Source organism: Streptomyces sp. NPDC048584 (assembly GCF_043199595.1).
GTDB classification, from domain to species: Bacteria; Actinomycetota; Actinomycetes; order Streptomycetales; family Streptomycetaceae; genus Streptomyces; species Streptomyces edwardsiae.
In genome coordinates, this window is record NZ_JBICWF010000005.1 from 1 (window position 1) to 20,329 (window position 20,329).

Annotated in this window: 17 protein-coding genes and 1 rRNA gene; 6 read left to right on the plus strand and 12 right to left on the minus strand. The window is 70.8% G+C overall.

Features of this window, described 5'->3' with window-relative positions:
* The first annotated feature begins 56 nt into the window (after positions 1-56).
* Positions 57-173: ribosomal RNA gene (gene rrf, locus ACGFR9_RS12570) — 5S ribosomal RNA — on the plus strand.
* A 50-nt stretch (positions 174-223) separates the two neighbouring features.
* On the opposite strand, the gene ACGFR9_RS12575 is transcribed toward rrf, so the two are convergent.
* The 4 genes from ACGFR9_RS12575 to ACGFR9_RS12590 are packed head-to-tail and all read right to left on the minus strand — an operon-like array spanning position 224 to position 3,896.
* Positions 224-904 (minus strand): response regulator, encoded by a 681-nt coding sequence (locus ACGFR9_RS12575; RefSeq protein ID WP_393206341.1) that lies wholly within the window; start codon positions 902-904, stop codon positions 224-226.
* Positions 901-2,166, minus strand: coding sequence for a sensor histidine kinase (locus tag ACGFR9_RS12580; RefSeq protein ID WP_393207493.1), 1,266 nt, complete (start codon positions 2,164-2,166; stop codon positions 901-903). Before ACGFR9_RS12580 ends, ACGFR9_RS12575 begins: the two co-directional genes overlap by 4 nt.
* Positions 2,167-2,211: 45 nt before the next feature.
* On the minus strand, positions 2,212-2,979 hold the full coding sequence (locus tag ACGFR9_RS12585) for an ABC transporter permease (RefSeq protein ID WP_393206344.1): 768 nt from the start codon (positions 2,977-2,979) through the stop codon (positions 2,212-2,214).
* Entirely contained in the window at positions 2,976-3,896 is a 921-nt protein-coding gene (locus tag ACGFR9_RS12590; RefSeq protein ID WP_393206347.1) for an ATP-binding cassette domain-containing protein, read from the minus strand. Before ACGFR9_RS12590 ends, ACGFR9_RS12585 begins: the two co-directional genes overlap by 4 nt.
* A 94-nt stretch (positions 3,897-3,990) precedes the next feature.
* Here ACGFR9_RS12590 and ACGFR9_RS12595 point away from each other — a divergent pair, with 94 nt between their 5' ends.
* Complete coding sequence (locus ACGFR9_RS12595; RefSeq protein ID WP_393206350.1) at positions 3,991-4,536, plus strand: GNAT family N-acetyltransferase; 546 nt, start codon at positions 3,991-3,993, stop codon at positions 4,534-4,536.
* A gap of 8 nt (positions 4,537-4,544) precedes the next feature.
* Here the strand turns inward: ACGFR9_RS12595 and ACGFR9_RS12600 are convergent, their stop codons facing one another.
* The 8 genes from ACGFR9_RS12600 to ACGFR9_RS12635 all read right to left on the minus strand — a co-directional run bounded on the left by ACGFR9_RS12600 (position 4,545) and on the right by ACGFR9_RS12635 (position 13,112).
* A complete protein-coding gene (locus ACGFR9_RS12600; RefSeq protein ID WP_393206353.1) occupies positions 4,545-6,056 on the minus strand; it encodes a type IV secretory system conjugative DNA transfer family protein in 1,512 nt (503 codons plus the stop codon).
* A 12-nt stretch (positions 6,057-6,068) separates the two neighbouring features.
* Positions 6,069-7,478, minus strand: a complete 1,410-nt coding sequence (locus ACGFR9_RS12605; protein ID WP_393206356.1) for an ATP-binding protein — start codon at positions 7,476-7,478, stop codon at positions 6,069-6,071.
* 13 nt (positions 7,479-7,491) lie between these two features.
* Positions 7,492-9,033: an SCO6880 family protein gene (locus ACGFR9_RS12610; RefSeq protein WP_393207496.1), complete on the minus strand. Its 1,542-nt coding sequence runs from the start codon at positions 9,031-9,033 to the stop codon at positions 7,492-7,494.
* Positions 9,034-9,047: 14 nt separating this feature from the next.
* On the minus strand, positions 9,048-10,364 hold the full coding sequence (locus ACGFR9_RS12615) for a hypothetical protein (RefSeq protein WP_393206359.1): 1,317 nt from the start codon (positions 10,362-10,364) through the stop codon (positions 9,048-9,050).
* Positions 10,354-11,169: a hypothetical protein gene (locus tag ACGFR9_RS12620; protein WP_393206362.1), complete on the minus strand. Its 816-nt coding sequence runs from the start codon at positions 11,167-11,169 to the stop codon at positions 10,354-10,356. Before ACGFR9_RS12620 ends, ACGFR9_RS12615 begins: the two co-directional genes overlap by 11 nt.
* Positions 11,170-11,369: 200 nt before the next feature.
* Entirely contained in the window at positions 11,370-11,678 is a 309-nt protein-coding gene (locus ACGFR9_RS12625; RefSeq protein WP_095752152.1) for a hypothetical protein, read from the minus strand.
* Between the two features lie 234 nt (positions 11,679-11,912).
* Positions 11,913-12,197 carry a DUF397 domain-containing protein gene (locus ACGFR9_RS12630; RefSeq protein ID WP_393206365.1) on the minus strand — a complete coding sequence of 95 codons (285 nt, stop codon included), beginning with the start codon at positions 12,195-12,197 and terminating at the stop codon, positions 11,913-11,915.
* A 63-nt stretch (positions 12,198-12,260) separates the two neighbouring features.
* The gene (locus ACGFR9_RS12635) at positions 12,261-13,112 is read right to left on the minus strand and encodes a helix-turn-helix domain-containing protein (RefSeq protein ID WP_393206368.1); all 852 of its coding nucleotides are present in this window, start codon (positions 13,110-13,112) and stop codon (positions 12,261-12,263) included.
* A 200-nt stretch (positions 13,113-13,312) separates the two neighbouring features.
* On the opposite strand from ACGFR9_RS12635, the gene ACGFR9_RS12640 reads away from it, so the two are divergent.
* The 4 genes from ACGFR9_RS12640 (at position 13,313) to ACGFR9_RS12655 (ending at position 20,155) form a co-directional block, all read left to right on the plus strand.
* Complete coding sequence (locus ACGFR9_RS12640) at positions 13,313-13,765, plus strand: ATP-binding protein (protein WP_393206371.1); 453 nt, start codon at positions 13,313-13,315, stop codon at positions 13,763-13,765.
* A gap of 156 nt (positions 13,766-13,921) precedes the next feature.
* On the plus strand, positions 13,922-14,869 hold the full coding sequence (locus ACGFR9_RS12645; RefSeq protein WP_393207500.1) for an NlpC/P60 family protein: 948 nt from the start codon (positions 13,922-13,924) through the stop codon (positions 14,867-14,869).
* Between the two features lie 211 nt (positions 14,870-15,080).
* Positions 15,081-15,782 (plus strand): phosphatase PAP2 family protein, encoded by a 702-nt coding sequence (locus ACGFR9_RS12650; RefSeq protein ID WP_393206374.1) that lies wholly within the window; start codon positions 15,081-15,083, stop codon positions 15,780-15,782.
* A 413-nt stretch (positions 15,783-16,195) separates the two neighbouring features.
* Positions 16,196-20,155 (plus strand): hypothetical protein, encoded by a 3,960-nt coding sequence (locus ACGFR9_RS12655; RefSeq protein WP_393206377.1) that lies wholly within the window; start codon positions 16,196-16,198, stop codon positions 20,153-20,155.
* The last annotated feature ends 174 nt before the right edge of the window (positions 20,156-20,329 follow it).

A 20,329-nucleotide genomic window follows, 5' to 3' on the forward strand; every position in this document is an offset into this window, starting at 1 on the left:
CCACGAACAACCCCATGCCTGGTCACGGTGTGGTGCGGTTGATTGTTTCATAGTGTTTCGGTGGTCATAGCGTAGGGGAAACGCCCGGTTACATTCCGAACCCGGAAGCTAAGCCTTACAGCGCCGATGGTACTGCAGGGGGGACCCTGTGGGAGAGTAGGACGCCGCCGAACAATTCTTATAGAAAGCCCCCGTGCCATTCGGCACGGGGGCTTTCTGCGTTTCAGGACGGTTCCACCAGTTTTGTGTCGTACGCCAGGATGACCGCCTGAATACGGTCCCGGGAGCCGGTCTTCGCGAGGATGCGGCCCACGTGGGTTTTCACCGTGGATTCGGCCAGGTGCAGGCAGGTGGCGATTTCCGTGTTGGTCCAGCCCATGCCGATGACCGTGAGGATCTCGCGTTCGCGTTCGGTGAGGGAGTTCAGGCGGGAATCGTGGAGCGGGGCGTCGTTCATGTCGGGATCCGTGGCGGTCGTCGGCAGATGCTGGGCGTAGGCATCGAGGAGACGGCGGGTCAGGCCGGGAGCGACGACCGCGTCCCCGGTGGCCACATTGCGGATGCCGGAGAGGAGTTCCTCGGGCTGGGCGTCCTTGACGAGGAAGCCGGAGGCGCCCGCGCGGAGGCCGGCGTAGGCGTATTCGTCCAGGTCGAACGTGGTGAGGATGAGAACGCGGGAGCGGTCGCCGGTGGCGGCGATGCGGCGGGTCGCCTCGATGCCGTCCAGGCCGGGCATACGGATGTCCATCAGGACCACGTCGGGATGCAGTTCGGCCGTCATGCGGATCGCTTCGGTGCCGTTCGCGGCCTCGCCCAGGACCGTCAGGTCGTCCTGGCTCTCCAGAAGCATGCGGAAGCCGAAGCGCTGGAGGGGCTGGTCGTCGGCGATGAGGACGGTGGTCACTGCGGGGATTCCTCCGGAAGGTGCAGATGGACGCGCCAGCCCTGCTCGGGGTGCGGGCGCGGGCCGGCCTCGAGTGTGCCGCCGTACAGGGCCGTTCGTTCCCGCATGCCGGGAAGGCCGCGGCCGCCGGTGGGGGCGCCGGCCGGCCGTACGGCTCCCGTGTCGGTGACCGTGGCGGTGACGGCGCCCTTGCCGCCGTAGACGATACGGATCTCCGAGTAGGCGTCGGGGCCGGCGTGTTTGAGGGTGTTGGTGAGGGCCTCCTGGACGACGCGGTAGACGGTGAGCTGGCGGCCCGGGGGGAGAGCGGCCCGGCCCTCGACGGTGGCCCGGACGGGGAGGCCCGCTTCGCGGACGCCGGCGATGAGCTGGTCCAGGTCGCTGAGGGCGGGCTGGGGTGCCAGTTCGGCGGGGCGGGGCTCCCCGTCGCGCAGGACGTCCAGGAGGCGGCGGAGTTCGCCGAGGGCCTGGCGGCTGGTGGTGGCGATGGCGTCCAGGGCCTGGGCGGCGCGTTCGGGGGACTTGCCGGCCGCGTACTTGCCGCCGTCCGCGAGACCCGTGATGACGGAGAGGTTGTGGCCGATGATGTCGTGCATCTCGCGGGCGATGCGGGCGCGTTCGGCGGCGGCGGCCAGCTGGGCCTGCTGGTCGCGTTCGGTCTCCAGGCGGCGGGCGCGGTCCTCCAGGGCCTCCGTGTAGTTCTGGCGGGTGCGGACCGTGATGCCGATGAGGACGGCCACGAGGATCGACGTCAGCTGCGAGCCGATCTGCTGGCTCCACTCGCCCTCGCCGTGGCGGGCCGCGGACACCAGCACGGGGGTGAGCATCAGGGCCGGGGCCCAGAACAGATGGCGCAGGGGGAGACGCAGGGCGATGTGGTAGACGACGACGAGCTGAAGGAGTGCCGCCTGGAGGGTGGCGCCGGACCACGCGTTGACCAGGGCGAACGGGGCCATGGTGAGCAGGACCGCGGCGGGGTGCGTGCGGCGCCACAGCAGGGGGACGGACAGGCCGAGGCTCAGAGCGAGGAGAAGGGGGCCGGGAGCGTCCTGGTTGTGGGTGACGTTGCGCCAGCCGTCTCCGGTGTAGTCGATGAGGGCGGCGATCACCCAGAAGCCGGAGAAGTGCAGGTCCCACAGCAGCGGGTGGCGCCGGTCGAAGGCACGCACCCGCTGGTTGGCGCGTTGCAGGTACTGGGTGAGGGGTTCCGTCGTCCGTATCCCCGTCGTCGGAGCCTGCGGGTCGTTCGTCACGGGGTCCATGGTGGTGGGTGCGTCCGGCGGAGGGAACACGGTGGACGGCATGGCTCAGACGTCCCGGCGGCGCAGGGTCGTCGCGGCCACGGCGAGGGCGGCCGCCGCCCACAGGACGAGGGCGAGCAGGGCCGTGCCCGGTGAGGCGGTGTCGGTGGCGGTGAGGGTCTGCAGGGCCTGGGCGGGGAAGTGGTCGACGGCATCGTCGACGAAGGCGTACGGGAGCATCGCCAGAACCTCCGGCAGGATCATGAGGAGGCCGATGTGCGCGCCGATGGCGAGCGGAACGGAACGGGCCACGGCGCCGAGGCCCAGCGCCAGGACGGCGAGGAGCGTGAGGCCCGCCGCGTTGCCGGCGAGGCCCCGCAGGACGCCCGGGTCGCCGAAGGAGGCCGACTGGTCGGTGTCGCCGAGGAAGGCCTGGGCGAGCGGGAACGTGAGCAGGTTGGTCCCCAGGCACAGGGGGAAGGCGACGGCGGCCAGGACGGCGGCCTTGGACCACAGGACGGGCAGCCGGCGCGGTACGGCGGTCATGGTGGCGCGGATCTGGCCGGTGGAGTATTCGTCGGCGGTGGCGAGGATGCCCAGCACGGCCAGGGTGATGGTGGCGAACTGGGTGCCGAGGAGGACGAAGACGACCGTGTCCATGCCGCCCTCGCCGGAGCCGTCGTAGGCCGCGCTGACGCCGATGCCCATGGCGAGGGTGAGGGCGGCGGTGGCGACGAGGTTGATCCAGGTGGAGCGGAGCGTCCACAGCTTGTGCCATTCGGACCGCAGGACACGGGCCGGGGTGACCCGGTGGGACGGGGCGGCGGTGGTCATGCGGCTGCTCCTTCCAGGGCGGCGGGGTACTCGACCGCGTCGTGGGTGAGGTCCATGAACGCCTCCTCCAGGGAGGCCGTGCTGGGGGTGAGCTCGAAGAGGGGGATGCCGTGGGCGGCGGCCGTACGGCCGATGTGTTCGGCGTCGGCGCCCCGCACGGTGAGGCTGCCCGGGGCGTCCGTGGTGATCGTGACGCCGGGTGCGGCGAGTCGGCGTACGAGGGCGGCGGCGTCCGGGGTGACGACCTTGACGGTGCCCGTGCCGGAGTGGCGTACGAAGTCGGTGACCGTGGTGTCCGCGAGGAGCCGGCCGCGGCCGATGATGACCAGATGGTCGGCGGTGAGGGCCGTCTCGCTCATCAGATGCGAGGAGACCAGGACCGTACGGCCCTCGGCGGCCAGGGACTTGAGGAGGGTGCGGATCCACAGGACGCCCTCGGGGTCGAGCCCGTTGACCGGCTCGTCGAGGATGACCGTGGCCGGGTCGCCGAGCAGGGCGGCGGCGATGCCGAGGCGCTGGCCCATGCCGAGGGAGAAGCCCTTGACCCGGCGGTTCGCCACATCGGTCAGGCCGGTGAGGCCCAGGACGTGCTCGACGCGGCTCTGCGGGATGCCGTGGGTGAGGGCGAGCGCGCGCAGATGGTGGTGGGCGGTGCGGCCGGGGTGGACGGAGCGGGCCTCCAGGAGGGCGCCGACCTCGGTGAGGGGTGCGGGGTGGGCGGCGTAGGCGCGGCCGCCGACGGTGGCGTGGCCGCGCGTGGGGGCGTCCAGGCCGAGGATCATGCGCATGGTGGTGGACTTGCCGGCGCCGTTCGGGCCGAGGAAGCCGGTGACGGTGCCCGGGCGGACGGTGAAGGACAGGTCGGTGACGACGGTCCGGTCGTCGTAGCGTTTGGTGAGGTCCTGTGCCGTAATCATGCTTCGATGCTCGTCCGCGCGGGGGCGGTGGGCGTCGGACCGGGGACCGTATTCGGGATGAGGGCGGTCGTACCCCGGTACTACGGTGGCGGGCATGAATGCGAGCGTGGTGACCTTCGGGGAGTGTGTGATCCGGCCGGTGCGGGCGGAGGAGTGGCGGGCGTCGAAGGAGCTGCGGCTCGTCGCGCTGCGGGATCCGGTCGCGCACCTCGCCTATCTGGACACCCACGAGGAGGCGGCGGCCCGGCCCGATGCCTGGTGGCAGGAGCGTACGGCGAACGGGGCGCGGCAGTTCATCGCCGAGGCGCCGGACGGGAGCTGGGTCGGCAATGTCGCCGTACTGATCGAGGAGGCCGGGACGACCGACTGGGCCGGGTTCGCCGTGGAGCGGCGGCAGGGGCATCTGGTGGGGGTGTACGTGGCGCCCGGGTATCGGGGGAACGGGCTGACGAGGGCGCTGTTCGACGCGGCGCTCGAGTGGGCGTGGGGGCGCGGGGTGGAGCGTGTGCGGCTCGTGGTGCATCCGGACAACGCGCGTGCGCTGGGGTTCTATCGCAAGGCCGGGTTCGTGGAGAGCGGGGTGACCGTGCCTCGGGCGGATGAGCCGGACGAGCTGGAGATGGTGGTCGAGCGGCCGTAGGCGTGGGTTCAGACGGGTAGTTCGGTGTGTGGCCAGCGGGCTCGGGCCTGTTCGCGGGAGCGGAGCAGGGCCAGTGTGGGCAGGCCGAGGTCCGTGCCGGTGGCGAGCAGGTCGGGGAGCTGGGGGAGCGGGGCCACGGCCGCCACGTCGTCGAGGACGAGGGTGAGTGGTGGGTCGAGCCGACCGGAGGATGACCGTGCGGCCATGCGCCGGCCGTGCTCGACCACGTGCGAGGCGAGGGCCGTCAGCAGGGGCATCGCGCCCGGGCTGGTGCGGGGGTCCTCGATGGATTCGCCCACGACGTAAAGCGTGCCCCCTTCATGGATGAAGGAATCCAGGGCGAGGGCATCAGTTCGGTTGGGAGTGCAGGCTTCACGCACGTTGACCGTGGAGAGGGCGGCCAGGGCACGGGTCGTCAGCTGCTGGGCCATGTCCCGGCGTTCGGAGTGTGCGGTGAGCGCGGCCTCGAGTTCGCCGGCGGAGCCGGGGGCGGCCTTGGGGTTGGTACGGAGGATGCGTACGGCGTCGTGGACCTGGATGCCCTGGGACCAGCGGTGGACGTGGCGGATCGTACGGCCGTCCACGGCGGCGGCGTGGACGTAGCTGCGGAGGAGGGTTTCCGCAGTGTCGGCGACCGCCTGGTCGAGGCGGGAGGCGGGGCGTACGGGGCTGAGCAGTGCGACTGCTCGCGCCTTGGCCGTGTTTCGGTCCTCGCAGCCGGCTGTGGGGGACCAGTGGAGGCGGGCCGGGGTGTCGCACAGGTGGGTGGGGTCGTAGAGGTGGGTGGGGCCGAGTTTGGCGCGGGCGTCCTTGGTGTCGTGCCAGAGGGTGGGGTTGGAGGTGAGGACGAGGGCGGGGCCCTCGGCGTCGCGTACGGCCTGGGTGGCTGCGGTGTGGCGGGTGGCCGGGGGGCCGTAGTGGAGCCCCGCGGTGGCCGGGGGTCCGTAGTGGAGCCCTGCGCCTTCGGCGCGGGGTGTCTCCCACCCAGCCACCCGTTCACCGTCGGCTACAGGTGTCCGTACGGGTTCTTCCGGCACCGGAGTCCGCTTCTCAGGCTCCCTCGGGGTGGGTACCTCGTGGAGCTGCTTCGGCTCCGGTTCGGGCAGAGGCTCCCGTTCCGGTTCTGGTTGCCACTGGCGTACTGCCGGCTTCCGGTCCGTCCGGCGGCGGGACCGTAGCGCCCTCCAGCGGGCCAGCGTGCCCATCACGAACACCGCCAGGACGGTCAGGATCATCAGCTGGCCGATGAACAGGCCCCAGAAGAGGCCGTAGCCCGAGAGGGCGGACTCCGGGGTGTCCGGCCAGGCGCCCGGGAGGTTGTGGGGTTCGGCGACCAGGTGGCGCATGGCCAGGGGGGTGCGGGTGAAGGTGATGCCGTCCGGCCAGTGGCCGTGGGCGAAGAGACCCGCGAGGCCGGTGGCCGTCCACACCATCGTGGTCAGGCCGAGCAGGAACGCGAGGATGCCGACCAGCAGCCCGTCCGGGATGCCGCCCTGCTCACGCCGATCGTCCGGTCTCACGCGCGCCGCCCCCTACGCCACCGTCGATTCGGAGTCGCCGACGTGCTGCTCCATGAAGGCCGCCGCCCGTTCCTCCGCCTCCAGCTCGGCGGCGCGCAGGGCATCGTCCGAGAGGTCGGCGGACGACTCCGTCATCGCGCGGTCGGTGAAGACCAGTGGGCGTTCCGTCTCCGTGACCAGGTGTTTGACCACCTGGACATTGCCGTTGACGTCCCACACCGCGATACCGGGTGTCAGCGTCGGGATGATCTCGACCGCCCATCTGGGCAGGCCGAGTACCCGCCCCGTCGCCCTCGCCTCGTCCGCCTTCTGGGCGTAGATGGTCCGGGTCGACGCCATCTTCAGGATGGCCGCCGCCTCCTTCGCCGCCGCCCCGTCCACCACGTCGGACAGATGGTGGACGACCGCGACGAACGACAGGCCGAGCCGCCGCCCGAACTTCAGCAGCCGCTGGAACAGCTGTGCCACGAACGGGCTGTTGATGATGTGCCAGGCCTCCTCGACCAGGAAGATGCGCTTCTTCCGGTCGGGACGGATCCAGGTGTGTTCCAGCCACACCCCGACGATCGCCATCAGGATCGGCATGGCGATGGAGTTGCGGTCGATGTGGGACAGGTCGAACACGATCAGCGGTGCGTCGAGGTCGATGCCGACGGTCGTCGGCCCGTCGAACATGCCCCGCAGGTCACCGTCGACGAGTCGGTCCAGGACCAGGGCGACGTCCAGGCCCCAGGCCCGTACGTCGTCTATGGCGACGTTCATCGCCTCCGCGGACTCCGGTTCCGGGTGGCGCAGCCGCTCCACGATGTCGGAGAGGACCGGCTGGCGGTCGAGGATGGTCTCGTTGACGTAGGCGTGCGCGACCTTGAGGGCGAAGCCGGAGCGTTCGTCCAGGCCGTGGCCCATCGCGACCTCGATGATGGTCCGCAGCAGGGCGAGCTGGCCGGTCGTCGTGATGGACGGGTCGAGGGGGTTGAGCCGGATGCCGTGGTCCAGGGCGGCCATCGGGTCCAGCCGGATGGGCGTGATGCCCAGCTCCTGCGCGACGAGGTTCCACTCGCCGACGCCGTCCTCGCCCTGTGCGTCCAGGACGACGACCTGCCGGTCGCGGAAGCGCAGCTGGCGCAGGACGTACGTCTTCTCCAGGGCCGACTTGCCGTTGCCGGACTCGCCGAGGACCAGCCAGTGCGGGGCGGGGAGCTGCTGGCCGTAGAGCTGGAAGGGGTCGTAGATGTAGCCCTTGCCGGAGTAGACCTCGCGGCCGATGATGACGCCGGAGTCGCCGAGTCCGGGCGCGGCGGTCGGCAGGTAGACCGCCTGGGCCTGGCCCGTGGACGTGCGTACCGGCAGCCGTGTCGTCTCGACCTTCCCGAACAGGAAGGACGTGAAGGCGTCGGTGACGACGGACAGCGGATCCCGCATAGCGGCTCAGCCCCTACCTTCGAATGCCGGTGGCGAACGGGAGTGTGTTCACGAACGCGCGGTGGTGCTCGCGGTCGCACCACTCCACCTTCAGGTACGACTTTCCGGCCGACGCCCGTATGGTCCGCTTGTCGCGGGCCAGGGCCTCCGGATTGCGGGAGGAGACGGTGATGTAGCCGACCAGGTTGACGCCGGCCGCGCCGCTGGCCAGGTCCTCGCCGCGCTGGTCGAGGCGGCCGTGGGCGGCGATGTCGCGCGGGTCGACGGTGCGGTTCATCTTGGCGGCGCGGGACGCCTCCGCCTCGTCGTTGGTCTTCTCGGTCAGCATCCGCTCGATGGCGACCTCGGTGGGTTCGAGATCCATGGTCACGGCGACCGTACGGATCACGTCCGGGGTGTGGACGAGCAGCGGGGCCAGGAAGTTGACGCCCACCGGCGTCATCGGCCACTCCTTGATCCACGCCGTGGCGTGGCACCAGGGGGCGCGGGTCGAGGACTCGCGGGTCTTCGCCTGGAGGTAGGTGGGCTCCATGGCGTCCAGCTCGGCCGGCCAGGCGTTGCGCTGCGACATCGCCTGGATGTGGTCGATCGGGTGGTCCGGGTCGTACATGGAGTGGATCAGCGAGGACAGTCTGCTCTGGCCGAGCGGCTGCCGTACGCGGATGTCGGCCTCCTGGAGCCGGGAGCAGATGTCGGTCAGCTCACGGGCCATGACGACGGCGAGCCCCGCGTCCCGGTTCACCTTGCCGCCGCCCTGGCTGCGCATCGCGCGGGCCATGGTGTGGGCCTCGGCGGCGAGTTCGCGGTTGTAGTGCATGCAGGCGACGAGGTAGGCGCGGTGCTGCTCGCTGCTGGTCGACACCATCGACTGGAGCTGCTCGTACGACTGCCGCAGCCACCCCGGTGACCTGTCGTCGCCGCGGACGGCGACGTCCTTGGCGTGGGCGTCGGGGTCGGCGGGCAGGGTGCGGGCGAGCATCTGGATGCGGGTGACGAAGCCGTCGCCGTTGGCGACGTGCTTGAGCAGGGTGCCGAAGCGGTCGACGAGGGCCTCCTGGTCCTCGGAGTCGCGCAGGCCGACGCCCGGTCCCTCGATCTCGATGGCGGCGGTGACGGTCTTGCGGTCCGCGTGCAGCAGTACGGCGATCTCGTCGGGGCCGAAGGGGGCGGCGAGCCAGGTGATCCGCCCGATGCCGGGCGGCGACCCGATCTCCACCTCGCGTCCGTCCAGGCGGGTGCCCGCCTCGGCGGCGCCGGAGCGGTAGGTGGTGTTGCGGCGCACGGTGCGCTTGAAGCTGCGGTTGATTTCGAACCACTTGTAGAAGGTGCGGCCCTTGTAGGGCACGTACACGGCGGACAGGGCCAGCATGGGCAGGCCGGCGAGGAGCACGATCCGCACGGACAGGACGGGGACGAGGAGTCCGCACATCATGCCGAGGAACGCGCCCACGACGATCAGCGCGATCTCTCCGGTCTCGCGATTACGGCCGACGATCGCGTTCGGCCGGGCGCGGCCGATCAGATACGTACGGCGGGGCGCGATCACGTGGGACATATGGGTATCGGTCGTCAACGCCCGTCACCTCCCGTGCTGTTGGTGCTGCTGTTGCGGGTGTTTCCGGCGTGGGGGGTGTTCACCGGGCTGCTGGAGCGCGGTGCGGGGGCGGCGCCGCCGCCCCCCGTCGGCCGTGAGCTGTGGGCGGCGACTCCGCCGGAGGCGGGGTTGGAGGGGCGGGCCCCGCCTCCTCCGCCGCTGTTGTTGTCGGCGCGGGTGCTGTGCGTCTTGATGCCCTGTGAGACCAGGGTCGCCGGGGAGCTGATCACGGCGGCGGCCTTGCTCTCGGCGCCCTGCATGATGCGGTTGTTGCGGGAGCCCGCGATCTCGTCGCCGAAGCCGGGCACGAAGCGGTAGATCATCGCGCTGGCGAAGATGGCCAGCAGGATGATCGACAGTCCGGAGACCACGGCGGAGAACGCGTTGGGCCCGTCCTCGGCGGACAGCGCCCCGGCGAGACCGAGCACGATCACGATCACCGGCTTCACCAGGATCACGGCGATCATGATGCCCGCCCAGCGGCGGACGTGGCCCCACAGGTTCTTGTCGACGAGGCCCGCGTAGACGACCGTGCCGAGGAGGGCGCCGACGTAGAGCAGGGCGGCGCGGATGACGAGCTCCAGCCAGAGGACACCTGCGGCGAGGATCGACACCAGCGATACGACGATCAGCATGATCGGGCCGCCGCCGATGTCGTCGCCCTTCTCGAGCGCCTCGGCGAACGAGCCGAAGAAGATGTCCGTCTGACTGCCGGTCGCCTTCGCCAGCACCTCGCTGACGCCGTCCGTCGCCGAGACGACCGTGTAGAGGATCAGCGGGGTGAACGCGGAGGCGATCACGGTCAGCCAGAGGAAGCCGATCGCCTCGGAGAGGGCGGTGGTGAAGGGGACACCACGTACGGCCCGCTTCGTGACCGCGAGCAGCCAGAGGACGAGCGTGAGGATCGCGGACGCCCCGAAGACGATGGCGTACTGCTGCCGGAACTGGGGGTTCGTGAAGTCGACGTTCGCCGTCTCCTCCACGGCCTTGCTGAGCTGCTTGATGGTGTAGGAAGCGGCGTCGGCACAGCCCTTGGCGAGGGAGGCGAGGGGGTCGAGGGTGGTGGTGGGGTCGTTGAGGGTGCTGGATGCCCCGGTGCCCTCACCGTCTTTGCCTCGTTCGCAGTACTTCTTGGCCGGACCGGCGATGAGCGAGCAGGGGTCGGAGCTCTCTGTCGGTGTTGGCGAGGGTGAGGGATCTGCGGAGGCACGCGTGGCCAGCAGGATGGCCGTCGCTTGAACGCTCGCGACGAGGCCGGTGAGCGTGAGCGCGCGGTGTCGGCTACCGGGCATAGGTGAAGCCTCCGAACTCCTGGACCGCCTTGCTGATCTCGTCAGCGCCGGTAACCGGGTTGTCCCCGGCCACGGGGGTGGGGCCGGTCTTCTGGGAGGTCTCGAGGACCTTCCAGTCGTCCCCGCGCCAGTTCAGCTTCATGGTCACGGTGAACCAGCTGTTGGTTACGGGAGTGGTCGACTTGTCACCGGCGAGACCGAAGAGGCCGTTGCACCAGACCTCGACGGTTGCGCCGTTGCCGTTGAACGTCGTGACCTTGGTACCTGCCGGAAGCGTACGGCTGACGAAGGTGCTCCCAGCGGGAGCTGCTCCGTCCTTGTCGAGCCCGACCGCACTTAGGAAGTCCGCGGAGTAGTCGGCGTCGAAGCCGGACTGGAGCTTGCCCACTGAGCCGGGATCCGCCAGCGTCTGCACGATCTCGTGCCGTCGGGTGGGGTTGAACATGCCGTCAGACCCCAGCACGACGGAGTAGTTCGCCGCCGCGCTCTCCGCCCCCTGCTTGTCGTGGGCGAAGCCCGAGGGGATGCCGGCTGCCTTGCCGTCCACCGGCTTCGTCCCCGACGCCGCCGTCGACGACGCCTTCGGGGCGTCGCCACCGCCCCCGCCCCCGCCGTCGTCCCCGGCGGAATCCCCGCCTCCACGGTTCGCGAAGGCGATCGCCGCGATCAGGAGGACCACCACACCGACCACCGTCACCAGGCTGCGCGACGAGGAACGGCCGCCTCTGCGCGAGCCGCCGTACGGATCGCCGTCCCGTTCCGGCATGCGGGTGCGGGTCTGGCCCGTGTCGTCTCCGAGACTCATACCGCGTACGCCCCCTCAGCGTCGTGCGGAAACAGCCCGTGCTCCGTGTGTTCCATGTACGACGGTAGCCGTGCCGGGCCCTGTGCGGGCGGGGTGTGGTGACTGGACATCAGGGAAACGCAACCTCAGCCGGTGGGCACGACGGGCGGGTGGGATGGAGGGGGTGCCGGGCGTGCCCGGCCGGAAGAGGGGGAGCGGCGCTACACGGCCATGCCGTACACGATGGTGAACAGCGTGCCGAGCGAGCCGATGATGAAGACGCCCGTCAGGCCCGCGATGATCAGGCCCTTGCCCTGTTCGGCGCTGAACGTGTCCCTCAACGCGGTCGCGCCGATGCGCTGTTTGGCCGCACCCCAGATGGCGATGCCCAGGCAGAGGAGGATGGCGACCGCCATGACCACCTCGATCATCACCTTGGCCTCGTTGCCCAGGCTGCCGAAGGGCCCCCAGTCCGGGGCGATCCCGCCGATAATGGTGTTGATGTCTCCCTCGTCGGCCGCGAAGAACATGTAAGTCACCGCCCCTGTATGGGTAGTTCCGCACCCTCTGCGGTCGTGCAGAGGTCAGGCCTCATTGTCGCCGAAAATGACGCCTTCGCATGTCGACTTGGCGTCATCCGTTGGCGGGTTTCGTACGAATAGCTTGCCACCGGCGCGCGCCGGTCTCCGCGAAGGGCGCGCTCCGATGGGGGAAGAGTCGTATCGTCACTCTGTTTATCACGCTGAGTGAAACTCTTGGTGACGCTACGCCACGAAGTGGTCGAACTCGCCGGCTTGGACGCCGAGCACGAAGGCATCCCAGCGGCGGCGGTCGGTGGTGACGGTGGGAGCGCCGGGGGCGTGGACGTGGACGCTGAGGTCGTCGGCGGTCGTCACGGTGAGGGCGGGGGCCCGGTGGTCCCGATGCGGTTCTGCCTTGAGGGAGCGGAGAAGGGCGCTGAACGCGTCGGGGGTGGTGGTGAGGACGGCTCCGCTGGGGTCGGCCGACTCGGTTATGTGTATCGCGGTGGGGGTCGTGGCAACGTGCACGCAGGACTCTCCCTCCCCGCAGTACGAAGACTTCTGCCAGGTGGTAGGCGGCATGACTGCCTCTCAGGTCGACTGGATGATGCTGTGAATCAGAGCGCGTGACTCCAGCTCGATCAGACTCAGGGCCGTCAGCCGGCCGAAAACTCTGCGGTACTTGTCGAGCTGAGTCTCCGCGTCGAGCAGGGCAATGCCGTGCGACTGGTCGAGCTGCACGGTGTCGAGCTGTGGCACCGGTCCGTGGACGTAGTAGATGGGCTGTCCCGCTCCTGGGTAGCCGCCCGCGTCGAACGGGATCACGTGGATCGAGATGTTCGAGTACTCGCTCATCTTGAGCAGATGCTTCAGCTGTTGCCTGGCCACGTTCCGGCCACCGAACCGCATGTGCAGAGCAGCTTCATGAATGATCGCCTGATACGGCACGGGCGCCTTGCTGAAGATCACTGCCTGGCGCTTGATGCGGAATGACGTGCGGTGCTCCACATCGGGAGGCGAGAGCTCGGGCACAACCTGGCGGAAGATCTCCCGCGCGTGGTCCGGGGTCTGGAGAAGCCCCGGGATGCCGGATGTGTGGGCGGTTTGCAGTGCGGTGCCGTGGTGTTCCAACTCGGCCAGGTCGAGTAGGGGCGCCGGGAGGATGTCTCGGTACTCCTCCCACCAGCCGCGCTTGCGCTCGCCGGTCATCCCCGCGATCGCTTCGACCAGGTTCTTGTCTGGGCACTCGTACTGGCACGCCAGCGTGCGCACGCGATCGCCGCTGACGGCGAGTCGCCCTGTCTCCATGTTGCTGACCTGTGCCTGCTTTATGCCGAGGACCCGGGCGGCCTCCGTCGATGACAGGCCCGCTCGCTGGCGCAGCTTGCGTAGTTCGGCGCCGAACCGCAGTTGCCGTGCACTCGGGTTGGTCCTCACGGGCATGCCCGTCGCTCCTCCGTACGGTAGGTCACCCAAACCGGCGATTTCCAAATTTATTATGCCGAGACGGAAGAAGAATATATTCCGAGCCGCTACGTTGAGTTTGGCGCCGCAGGTCCCAGAAGCGCACCGCTCGACGGAGCGGCAGGCCACTGGATAACCGAGATCAAGTCACCAACTCTGCACAGTGATCGGAGACTTCCGTGTCCACCGTATCCCCGACCTGGTCCTACACCCTTCACCTCGCGCGTGATGCACGCTCACCGGGGATCGCCCGTTCGACCCTGCGATCCGTACTGTCCGCCTACAACCTCGGCGAACTCGCCCCCACGGCCGAACTGCTCGCCTCGGAGCTGCTGACCAACGCCCATCTGCACACCGGCGGCCCGTACGCCCTCCACATCCGGCCGACGGAGTCCGGCCAGCTCCGGTTGGGCGTGTGGGACAAGGACCCGGCCGTCCCCTCCGGCCTGGGCGCCGGCTTCGTCCACGGCGCCATGCCGCACGGAGCCTCGGAGGGCGGACGCGGCCTGGGCCTCGTACGGGCGTACGCCGACGCCTGGGGTGCCTCCCTGCTGGGCGAACCGGGCGGCGGGAAGGTGCTGTGGGCGGAGTGCGGCTGGCGCGGCCCGACGCGGTCGGACGCGCGCACGTAGCAACCGCGCCAAAGTCACGCGTGATCATGCCGAAGAGGGGTCGCCGCCCCTACACTGACGTGCGGTGGAGGACTGCCGTACGGCGAGGGGCGGTTGACGGTGCGTAAGGCGTGGGTCGCGGCGGGGATCGCCGTCAGTTCCGGGCTCGCCTTCGTGATGCTGCTCGTCGTCGGGGTCTACGTCATCGCCGGCAACCTAGCCAACGGGGTCGCCGGCGGGACGTCCAAGTCGCTCGCCAAGGGGAGCGTGCCCGCCGCGTACCAGGCACTCGTACAGAAGTGGGGCAGCTCCTGCCCGGCCATCAACCCGGCGCTGCTCGCCGCGCAGCTCTATCAGGAGAGCGGGTTCAACCCGAAGGCGCAGAGTCACGCGGCGGCGCAGGGCATCGCCCAGTTCATCCCCGGTACGTGGGCCACCCACGGGATCGACGGGGACGGGGACGGGGACCGCGACGTCTGGGACCCGGCGGACGCGATCCCGTCGGCGGCGATGTACGACTGCTCGCTGGCGTCCTATGTGAAGGACGTCGGCGGGAATCTGACCGAAAACATGCTGGCCTCGTACAACGCCGGGGCCTACGCGGTGATCAAGTACGGGGGTGTCCCGCCGTACAAGGAGACGCAGAACTACGTCAAGCGGATCCGGGCGCTGGAGAAGAGCTTCGCCGCGCCCGTGGGGCGGGTCGATCCCTCGAAGCAGGCCGCCGGGGCGATCTCGTACGCGCAGTCGAAGCTGGGGACGTTGTATCTGTGGGGCGGTAACGGTACGCCTGAGCAGGGCGGACGGTTCGACTGCTCGGGGTTGACGAAGGCCGCGTACGAGAGTGTCGGGATCACGCTGCCGCGTGTGGCCAACGACCAGTACAACGCGGGGCCGCATCCCAGCCGGGACGAACTGCTGCCGGGCGATCTGGTGTTCTTCTCGGACGACCTCACCAATTCCCGCGCCATCCGGCATGTGGGCATTTATGTCGGAGGCGGGTACATGATCGACGCGCCCCGGACCAATGCGGTGATCCGATTCGACCCGATCGACACTCCTGACTACTTTGGTGCCACACGCGTCACCGAAGATGGCGCGAAAGCGCTCCCCACCACCGTGTGAGCGGAGCGTCAACCGCCCCCCTGAGCTGCGGAGATGCATCTCTCTTCGATAACGTCTGAGTGATCATTCGGTGGAGTGTGGAACGTATCAATGGGGACCGTGCGTTCCTGTTGTCGTAGCCGAGCGAAAGAGCGGATCTACAAACCACGGGGGTGGCAGGAGAGGCGTGCGAACGGTGCGCCGGAACATATGACGAAGGGGCCGCAGCGACATGGCTGGACTCGCCGATTCCGGGTCGAACCCCGACGTCGACCTGCTGTATGACATCAACGGCCTCGCGAAGGCCGCGCCGCCGTGGCTGGACCACCTCATGGAGTTCGTGGGGGAGTTCGGGCTGCTGTTCGCCCTGCTCGGGCTGCTGGTGTGGTGCTGGTGGGGTGTCAGGCGGCGGGGCGGCGAGGAGGCTGCGCCGGCGGTTGCGGCGCTTGTGTGGGCGCCGCTCGCGGCGGGTGTCGCCGTGCTGGTGAACGTGCCGATCCGGGGGTTCGTGGAGAGGCGGCGGCCGTTCCTCGACCATGAGGGGCTCGAGGTTCTGGTCGACGGAAAGAACGATTACTCGTTCGTGAGTGATCACGCGACGTTGTGCATGGCGTTGGCGGTGGGGCTGTTCCTGGTCAACCGGCGGTTGGGGCTGGTCGGGCTGGTGCTGGGGCTGTTGGGCGGGTTCATCCGGGTGTACATGGGTGTGCACTATCCGACTGATGTCGTGGGTGGGCTGGCGCTCGGGACCGCGGTGGCGTTGCTGCTCTCGCCGCTGGCCATGGCCCTGCTGACGCCGCTGATGCGGGCGGTGGAGCGGTCGCCTCGGGGTGGGTGGCTGGTGTCCGCCCGGCCTCGGGTCTCGCGGGGGCGGGTTGCGTCGGGGGACGCGCGGGGGTCGGCGGGGGCGGAGAAGCGGGATCTCGCGGCGTAGGCGTGCCGCAACTCCGCCCGTCCGCGGGCAGGCGTGCCGCACTCCGCCCAGCCGCGGGCAGGCGTGCCGCAGGGCGGCACGGGTGGGCGCGACGGCACCCCGCCTGCGCCGGGCCGCGCGACGTCCCCCCGCTCAGCCGTCACCCCGGGTGACTGCTGGACGGGGGTGGGTGTGCGCTCGCCCCGTGGAGGGGGTGCCGCTGCGCCCACCCGTGCCGCCCCAGCGGCACGACTGCCCGCAGCTACGGCGGGTTACAGCGGCACGACTGCCCGCGGCTGTGTGGCAGAGGCGTACGCGGGTGTGTGGGTGGGGGGTGGGAGGGTTGGGGGATGCGTCGTGGCGGAGGTTTTGGTGTGGGGGAGCCTCGGGGGTCTGAGGTCTATGTCGAGTGGGCTCGTGCTCAGGGCGCCGAGGTGGAAGCCCGTGCGCGTGAGCTGATGCGGCAGGTCGCTCGGAAGAGGGCGGGCGCCTGGGAGAAGCCCGGGCGGTTCGTGGGGGAGGCGGAGCGGGTCGCCCGGGGGCTGCCCGGGGATCATCTGCCCTGGTTCTGGGACACCGTCGGGCACTGGATGCTGGAGGTGCACCGTCGGTCCGCCGCTCGCGCCTATGCCAAGGCCCGGGATGCCGAGCGCCTCCAGTCCCTGCCCGTCGACCCCGCCCGGCGGCAGGCGAACCTCATGCTGTTCGCCCGCTACGGGGCGCTTCCCGCCACCGAACTCGGTGCCGCCCAGGCCTGGCTGACGCACCAGGAGTTCAGGACGCTGCTGGCCGTCTGGGCCGCCTCGCCCGGTGAGCTTCCGGCCGATCTCGCCCGCCGGATCCGGGACTCCGCGCGGTCCGCCGGGCTCGGCGTTGACGAGGAGGCCGGGCTGCTGGGCGAGGTGCTCGCGGCCGCCCACGGCAAGGCCGTACCGGACCGGCTGTTCGACGCCGCGCGCGGACCGCTCGCCGCCCATCCGCCGTCCGACGATCGCGCCACCGCGCTCCTCGACCTCTTCCCCGAGTCGAAGAACGACGCGGCCGCGTGGCTGCGGCTGCTCATGGACTGCGGTGCCGCGGACGCCGCCGCGGCCGGCCGGATCAGCCCGGAGGGCGGACTCGCCGAGTGGCTGCGCCGGTACGCGTCCCGGTACGCGCACCGCACGGTCGCCGGTGGCGGAGTGACCCGGCAGGCGATGCCCGCCGAACTCCTCGGCCTGGTCACCCGGTTCGCCCCGCTGCTGAAGGCGGACGGTACCCCGGTCCGGCTGCACGAGGACCGGTACCGGTGGCAGCACCTGGACGCCGACCTGCTCGATCTCTGCCTGGCCGAGGGCATACCCGTCCACGACCCCGGTGCCGGGGTCCGGCTGGAGTTCTGGGGCGAAGCCTCCCGGCGCGATCTGAGAGCGCTTGCCGCCGACCCCGTCTTCGGGCCTCGGCTGGAGGGCACCGTCCACGACGGACCGCGCCCCGGCGGCGGTACGGCGATCAGCCGGCTCCCCGACACCCCGGAGATCGCCGCCGAGGTACGCGCCCGGATCGACAAGCTGCTCGACGCGCTGCGGGGCGGCGGACTCGCCGCCGCCGACGAGGCGGTCGACGAGCTGCGCGAACTCCTCGACCGGCCCACCGCCATCGCCCTGGACGGCATCGAGGAGGCGCTCGACGCGCTGGACCTCACCGGCCCCCTCGCCCGCGCCCTGCGCGCCGGACTGCCGGAAGAACTGGGCTGGCCCGCGCTGGACCGCGCCCTCACCGAGTTCCGGCCGGACGAGACGGTGCATGTCACCTGCACCTGGCCGGTGCTCACCGTGTACGGCGACACCCGTGCCGTCGCCGTCGACCACGCCGGCCAGGTCGACGCGTACACCCTGCGACTCCCGGACGGTGCCGGACCGCACTCCGTGCACTGGGTGGGCGGCCAGTTCCTCGTCGCCTGGGAGGGGAAGGGCGATGACGCCGGCGGGGCCTACTGGTCGGGCAGCCCCTCCGACACGCTCGGGCCGCAGTACTTCTACGGGCTGCGTCCCTACGGAGGCAGCATCCAGGGCGGCCTCGGCTACCAGTTCCGGACCCCGGACGGCGGCGGCCGCTTCGACGGTGAGCGCGTCCTGCGTCCCGGCCAAGAGCCCGGTACCCACGGACGCGACTACCAGATGTACGACGGCCGGGACTTCTGGAGCGCCGATGTGTTCGCCGAGCGGCGCGGCGGCTGGGAACGCCTGGACCCGGTCACCGGGGAACCCACCGGCGACCGTACGCTGCCCGCCTTCCACGCCCCGCAGACCTGCCCGGACGGCAAGGCGCCCTTCCTCGACCACCGCATCCTCGCCGAACTGCCGCCCGGCGCACCGCCGTCGCCACTCGGCCAGGACGGCCGGCTCACCGGCTGCCGGGTGCTGCACACCGCGCCGTACTTCGGTTACTCACCCCGCGAGTTCGTGCTGGAGTCCATCGACGGACGCACCGCGTCGTACCGCACCCGCACCTGGGGACGTCGACCGTGGGGCGTCCTCGCCCTGCCCTCAGGCGGAGAGGACGCCGTCGTCGCCGGCGGCACCGCCGTCCGCTGTCACTCCGCCGTGGACGGGTCCCTGCTCTGGCAGGTCCGGGGGTTCGCGGGAAGCCGTGACCGTACGCCGATCCGCGCCACCCTCGGTGACGGGGCCGGGCCGGTGCCGCCGCCCGCGTTCTGGCACTTCCTCACTCCCCGTGACGCGTCCTCGTCCCGTGCGCTGCGCGGCGTCACCGATACGGCCGTACGCGCGCTGCTCGCGTCCGGGGGTGCGGCGGAGCTTCCCGGTGTGGCCGAACCCACGATCCGCCAGGGGGTGGCGCGTGCCGTGCGGCTCGCCGCCGATGTGCTGCGCCGGCGGCGGGAGTTGTCGCACCGGGTGGCCGTGATGCGTGCGGGGGCGGTCGTCGAACTGCCGGAGCCGGTGCCGGACACCGTGCTTGTTCCGGCACTGGACGGGCTGTCCAACCCCCGGAGTCCGTATCGGCGGGTGGCCGCGCAGCCCCGGCCCGCGCTGCTGACCTCCGTCGCCGCCGACGGGCGTCATCTGCGCGGTGAGATCGACGACGAGGCGCGGCTGCTCGCGCTGCCCGGGCCGGTGCCCGAGTGGATCGGGCTGGTCGGGACCATCGACGCCGTGGCGTGGCGGGCCGTCGTCGCGGGCACCCCGGAGGAGCGGCGGAAGGCGGTCGGGGCGCTGCTCGAGGTCTGGAGCCGGCAGCCGTTCGCGGAGGCGGGGAGCCGCTGGCGTACGGGGTATGCGCCGGAGGAGGGGCCGGCTTCGCTTCGTTCGGCGGGGGGTGTGGTGGCCTCGCATCCGGGGAGCCGGGGGATCTCCTTCTTCGTTCAGCGTGCGGGGGATGCCGCGCCCGCTGATGCGGAGGACTGCCAGGAGCACACCGTCGGGCGGGACGACGCCGTCCGGATACCCCGGTTGCTCTCCCTGATCGAGCGGCACGGGCCGGTCGTGGTGACCGACGAGGCAGTCGATCTGTTCCGGTGGCGTACGGGGGTGCCGCGGGCGGTCGCGGCGCTCGTTCTCGACGGGATCGTGGGGAGCGAGGGGCAGAACGCGGACCGTAAGGCCCTTCGTGCGAAGCCGTACCGGGCGGACCGGGCTGTCGCGAGCGCGTACTACGAACTGCTGTGGAAGCTTGGGCATGTCGGGCGTGCGGCGGTGCTGGCCGCCGCGCTGCCCGAGGATCCCGCGGAGCTGTGGGCGCCCGGCGGGGTGACCGCGGTCGCGGAGCGGATGGCGGGGGTGTGGTCTTCGCTTCTCGGGAGCACGCCGTACGTCGATGACGGCAGCCATGCCGCCGCGCTGGCCAAGGAGCACGGGCTGTCGCGGGTGTGGGCCGACACGCTGCTCACCGGGCGGGTGGAGGAGCCGCTTGACGGTGACGGGGTTCGGGACGCCGTCACCGCTGTGATCTGGGCGCTTGCCGAGCGGCCGGTGGGGGATCCGGCCGCGGAGGGGGCTCGTGCGTTGATCGGGGGGCTTGTCGGGATTTCCGACGGGCTGAGGGACGCACTGCGTGTCCTCGCGGACCGGTCGCTCCGCACGCCGGTGCCGGCGGGACAGTATGAGGCGAATCCGCTGTTCAGTGTGCCGGAGTTGGTGGATGAGGTGGCCGCGGTGCTGGAGGTCGGGCGGGACGCGGCGGCTCTGTGGCTGCAGATACGGGCGTTGGGGCGGCCGGGGGACCGGGCGGTGCGGCGGTGGAACGGGTGGAGTGTCGAGCGGCATCGGGCTGTTCGGGGGGAGCTTGCTGGCGTGAGGGCTTCTCGGGCGGGGGCGGCTGTTTCGGGGGGTCTGCCTGTGCCTGTGCATGAGCGGTTTGTGCGGGCCTGGTCGGAGGGGGTGGGGCGTGGCTGACGGCGGGCCGGGTGATCCACGGCCTCAGACGGCCCCCGGGTGGTGCTGGGCGGGGGTGGGTGTGCGCTCGCCCCGCTGGATGGGGTGCCGCTGCGCCCACCCGTGCCGCCACAGCGGCACGATTGCCCGCAGCTGCGGCGGTGTGGCTGCCCGCGGCTCTGCGGGCTCGCGTGC